This is a genomic window from Protofrankia sp. Cj3 (assembly GCF_917627355.1).
GTDB lineage: Bacteria > Actinomycetota > Actinomycetes > Frankiales > Frankiaceae > Protofrankia.
The window spans coordinates 1-4,855 of sequence record NZ_CAKJTR010000264.1 but is presented as its reverse complement, the minus strand read 5'-3'; the positions used below and the strand labels follow the sequence as shown (position 1 = coordinate 4,855).

General features: G+C 68.6%; 3 protein-coding genes. 1 reads left to right on the top strand and 2 read right to left on the bottom strand.

The annotated features are described in order from the left end of the window. The first annotated feature begins 76 nt into the window (after positions 1 to 76). Positions 77 to 1,918 carry a DEAD/DEAH box helicase gene (locus tag MJ783_RS21895; protein WP_239313446.1) on the top strand — a complete coding sequence of 614 codons (1,842 nt, stop codon included), beginning with the start codon at positions 77 to 79 and terminating at the stop codon, positions 1,916 to 1,918. Positions 1,919 to 2,130: 212 nt separating this feature from the next. On the opposite strand, the gene MJ783_RS21890 is transcribed toward MJ783_RS21895, so the two are convergent. Then, positions 2,131 to 2,988, bottom strand: coding sequence for a peptidylprolyl isomerase (locus MJ783_RS21890; protein ID WP_370651774.1), 858 nt, complete (start codon positions 2,986 to 2,988; stop codon positions 2,131 to 2,133). A 505-nt stretch (positions 2,989 to 3,493) separates the two neighbouring features. After that, positions 3,494 to 4,495: a tryptophan--tRNA ligase gene (gene trpS, locus MJ783_RS21885; protein ID WP_239313443.1), complete on the bottom strand. Its 1,002-nt coding sequence runs from the start codon at positions 4,493 to 4,495 to the stop codon at positions 3,494 to 3,496. Positions 4,496 to 4,855: the final 360 nt, after the last annotated feature.

Below are 4,855 nucleotides of genomic sequence, written 5' to 3'. Positions count from 1 at the left end.
CTTCCGGCGGCGACCACTAAGGGGTCTGGCCCGGCCGTAGGCAGCCCCCGAACACCACGCCGTAGAGTCTTCCTCTGTGAGTGCCGGTCCCCAGCCCAACACCGTGCCGGCAGCATCATCATCTGGGGGCCATCCGCTGCGGGCATGGCAGCGGGCCGCTCTCGCGGCCTACCAGGCCCGGACGAGTGCCGGCGCCCGCGACTTTCTGGCTGTCGCGACGCCGGGTGCCGGCAAGACGACGTTTGCCCTGCGAGTCGCCGCCGATCTCCTGCGCGACGGTGTGGTACGCGCGATCACCGTGGTGGCTCCGACCGAGCACCTGAAGCGGCAGTGGGCGCAGGCCGCCGCGGCGATGGGTATCGCCCTCGACCCGGCGTTCCGCAACACCGCCGGCGTAACCTCGTCGGACTACACCGGTGTGGTGCTGACCTACGCGCAGGTGGCGGCGCATCCCGCACTGCACCGGCTGCGCTGCGAGCGGCGCCGCACGTTGGTGATCCTCGATGAGATCCACCATGCTGGTGACGCCCTGTCCTGGGGGGATGCGGCGCGTGAGGCATTCACGCCCGCGGTCAGGCGGCTGGCACTCACCGGGACGCCGTTTCGATCGGACGTCAATCCCATCCCGTTCGTGACGTATGTCCCTGGCCCAGATGGCGTGCTCCGCAGCATCGCGGACTCCTCCTACGGTTATGCTGACGCGCTGCGCGACGCTGTCGTGCGTCCGGTGCTCTTCCTGGCCTACTCGGGGGAGATGTCCTGGCGGACCAGCGCGGGGCATGAGCTTTCGGCCCGCCTCGGCGAGCCGCTGAACAATGAGCAGACCGCCGCGGCATGGCGCACGGCGCTGGACCCACGTGGTGACTGGATCCCCGCGGTCCTGGCCGCCGCGGACACCCGCCTGGCGCAGGTGCGCGGCGGCGGCATGGCGGACGCGGGCGGCCTGGTGATCGCCACCGATCATGCGAACGCCCGTGCGTACGCCACCATCCTGCGCCGCGTCACCGGAACCGAGCCGGTTGTCGTGCTCTCCGACGATCCAGCGGCCAGCTCGAAGATCGAGGCCTTCCGCGCCTCGCGGGACCGTTGGATGGTTGCGGTCCGGATGGTCAGCGAGGGCGTGGACGTGCCGCGCCTGGCTGTCGGGGTCTATGCCACCTCCGTTGCCACACCGTTGTTCTTCGCGCAGGCGGTCGGGCGCTTCGTGCGGGGCCGGGGCCGGCCCGAGACGGCTTCGATCTTCCTGCCGAGCGTTCCCGCCCTGCTCGCGCTGGCTGGCGAGATGGAGGTCCAGCGCGACCACGCCCTTGACAAGCCCTTGCGCGAACCGGACACGTTCGACGACGAGGCGCTCCGCGAGGCCAACCGGCGCCGTGACGTCCCCGACCTGACGGACCGGTCGTTCACCGCGCTCGGTTCCTCAGCACACCTCGACCGGGTGATCTTCGACGGTGGTGAGTTCGGCACCCAGGCCGCGGCTGGTTCCGCCGAGGAAGAGGACTTCCTGGGACTTCCCGGGCTGCTGGAACCGGATCAGGTCGCGGTCCTGCTCAAGCAGCGGGAGGCGGCCCAGCTGGCCGCCCGGCGCAAGCAGGAGCGCGCCGGGCCGGGCGCCGGGCCGGCGAACCAGCCCGGACAGGGCATGCCGGCTGTCCCCGGCCAGGCTGGTTCGCCGGCCGCCCGGCCGGACCCGAGCCCTGACGCCGCCGCGGCGGCCGACCGGCCCACCTACGAGGTGCTCATCGAGCTGCGCCGGGAGCTGAACAGGCTTGTCGCCGCCCACCACCACCGCACCGGGCGCGCGCATGGGATGATTCACGGTGAGCTGAGGCGTACCTGTGGCGGCCCGGCAACCGGCCAGGCCACCGCCGCCCAGCTGCGGGCGCGCATCGACACCATCCGCCGCTGGGAGACATAGCGCCTCGCGTCATCCGGCCTGGCCGCACCGCGCGCTGGACGCAGGGCTGGCCGTTTCGCATCCAGCGCGGGAAGCAGGCAGGTCAGGTCAGGTCTTCGGCCGGGCCGCTGTCAGTGCCCGGGGCGGCGCCAGGACGCCGCGGCCCGGCTGATGCCGTTGACGAACAAGGTTGTCGGGTGCGGCTCGATAACGCGGGGCGCCGCGGCGGCGGGTCATGGGCTTTGGGCGATGCTCATGGAGGTGATCTGGGCCTTGCTGACCGGGGTGCCGTCACCGCCCCCGCCCTCGACACCGGGCGAGGTGAGGGCGTCCAGGACATCAAGGCCTTCAGTGATCTTGCCGACTATCGTGTATTTGTTTCCCAACGCTTGCACACCGGCGTCGTTCGGGTTCTTGTAAATGAGGAAGAACTGACTGCCGTTGGTGTCGGCACCGGCGTTCGCCATCGCGATGACGCCGCGAGTGTACGCGGCACCGTCGGTGTTCTCGTTGGCGTAGGCGAAGCCCGGTCCGCCCTGACCTGTGCCGGTCGGGTCACCGCATTGCAGGACGAAGATGTTCGTGGCGGTTTCCCGATGGCAGGGGGTGCCGTCGAAGTACTTGGCGTTGGCCATGGTGAGCAGGGCGTGAACGGTGCAGGGGGCCTTCGCCGCGTTCAGCGCTGCCTTGATGGTCCCCTTGCTCGTGGCGATGACCATCGTGGCCGGGGACTGGTCGACGCTGCCGGCCGCGGCCGGCAGACTCACCGGCCGCGACGGGTCCTGGCCGTTCGCGGTGTAGGTGCAGGGGCCGACCTTCGTCGACACGGGCGCGGCGGAGGCCCCGGCGGATGGCGACCCGGCGGCTGAGGCTGACGGAGCCGCCGATGGGGAGGCCGCGACGGTGGTCTTGTCATCGTTGCCGGTGAGCAGGAGGACCCCCGCGAGGGAGCAGACGAGCACGACCGCGACGCTCGCGGCGATGATTGCGATTAACCGTCGGCGCTGACGCCGCGCCGCCGCGCGGCGTTCCGCCTGGCGGGCGATCCTCGCGGCGGCAATTTCGCGCCGCCGACGTGTCTTGGACGTCACCACCTGCCGGTCTCCTTGTTCCCTCGGGGCCGCTGATGCCGCGAAAGCATGCGCGCTCGTGCCGTCCTTGGCTGGGCTGGCCAGTCCGGGTGCCGGCGGGTTCGACCGGCTCCGGTAAGAGCCTGTTCATGGAGACTACTAGGGCGTGTTTCGGAAGCCAGCTGTCCGGCTCGCCACGCCCAGGCGGCACCTGGCCGCATCGCTCCCCGTCCATCGCTGCGCGATGCACGGGTACCCCGGCTCGTCGGTCGCCACCCAGCACCAGGGTGACTCCACTTCTCCGCCTTGCGCAGCACGCACCCCAACCCCGCTCCTTGATCCACACCCCTATTGCTGGTCGCTCTTAGAGGCTCCGGCAATAGGGCGTTCGATCAGGGAGCGGCGCCCGGGCGGATGGATCGCGAGGCGGCGGAGGGAGGCGCCCTGTGTTGGGCGTCGACCGACAACAACGACGCGAGGCGCCGACCGGGCGCCGCGAGCCGGACAGTCCTATTGCCGGAGCCTCTTAGCCCAAGCCGGTCAGTTTCTTCACGTGGTCCAGGGTCGATTCGGCGATCGACCGAGCCCGGTCCGCGCCGGCTTCCAGCATTTTTTCGACCGCGTCGGGCTCGGCCATCAGCTCGTGGAAACGGCGCTGAATCGGCTCCAACGAAGCGATCACCTGGTCGGCTACCGTTCGCTTGAGAAGCCCGTAACCCTTGCCGTCGAATTCCGATTCGATTTTCTCCCGCGGCTGCCCCGACAGCACCTGATACAGCGTCAACAGGTTGAGCACCCCGGGACTGGCCGTCTCGAACCGTATGTCGCCACCAGAATCGGTCGTGGCTCGCATGACTGTCCTGCGGATGACGTCCGGAGGGTCGATCAGCCCGATTGAGTGGCCCGCTTTGGTCTCCCCGATCGACTTGGACATCTTTCCCGTCGGCTCGTCGAACGCCATGATCCGCGCTCCGCTGGTGCGGATCAGTGGTTCCGGGATCGTGAACGCCTCTCCGAACAGCCGGTTGAACCGGATCGCGATGTCCCTGGTCAATTCAACGTGCTGCCGCTGGTCCTCGCCCACTGGTACCAGATGTGTTCCATACAACAGGATGTCCGCGGCCTGGAGCACTGGATAGTCCAGCAGCCCTGTGCCCACCGACTCCTGCAAGGTCGACTTCGCCTTGTACTGGGTCATCCGCTCAAGCCAGCCCACCGGCGTCACACAGTTGAGAATCCACGTCAACTCGGCGTGCGCGCTCACCCGGGACTGCACAAAGATCGTGGACTTGTCCGGGTCGATACCACACGCCACATACAGCGCAGCGGTCTCCCGCGCCTTCGCGCGGAGGTTTTCGGGGTTGACCGCTTCGGGGATTGTCAGCGCATGCAGGTCCACCACGCAGAAGACGTTGTCGTACTGATCCTGGTTCTCCGCCCACAACGACAGCGCACCCACATAGTTCCCAATGTGGATCTTTCCTGTGGGTTGGACGCCCGAAAACACCCGCTGGCACTGCTTCTGCATGACCTGCCTCAATACTCCCTGCCCTAGGGCGATCGGTGGAACCTGCGACATCCTCCGTAACGGGTATCTCTGCCCAGTCACGGCGGTACACTATTGTGCCAAAGCGACCTCCGCCACGCTTTTTCTGGCCTCTCGTGTCTGTGGCGCACCGCAGGTGGTGAGCACTGGCATCGAACCGGGTCCCGACGACGCGAGGCGCCGCGTGGGCGCCCAGCGCACAGCGTCCACCAGCCTCCGACAGGACCCTGCCGGCCGGAGAGCTGCACGCGTCGACTCCACGATCAAGATTACCGTCCCGAGCCTTTGGCAACCTTAGTGGTCGCCGCCGCAAGTTCGTCCAGGGTCTGCCGGCGCCCCGGC